The sequence below is a fragment of the Jeotgalicoccus huakuii genome (assembly GCF_036665975.1).
In the GTDB taxonomy this organism is placed as follows: domain Bacteria; phylum Bacillota; class Bacilli; order Staphylococcales; family Salinicoccaceae; genus Jeotgalicoccus; species Jeotgalicoccus marinus.
The window spans coordinates 1-210 of record NZ_JAVIYN010000051.1 but is presented as its reverse complement, the minus strand read 5'-3'; the positions used below and the strand labels follow the sequence as shown (position 1 = coordinate 210).

At 45.7% G+C, this 210-nt stretch carries 1 protein-coding gene; it reads left to right on the top strand.

What is annotated here, in order from left to right:
• A partial coding sequence (locus V6E76_RS11475; RefSeq protein WP_499797823.1) for a hypothetical protein occupies positions 1 to 210 on the top strand: 210 nt, incomplete at both ends.

The window sequence follows — 210 nt, the reverse complement described above, 5'->3', positions numbered from 1 at the left end:
GCCTTAGTTGAGTCGAATGTCATACCAGAACTCGAGCGAGAAGCTGATGGTCCATTAACACCCGAAGAAATCGCCAATATCCATACACAACTGTCTGATATCGAAGCCGAACAGACTGAACGCATTGAACATACAGTGGATGTCCCCACGCGCAAAGCCATTCGAGCTGAACGGTCGAAGATTCGACAATCAAAAAAAGAGATGAAAGAT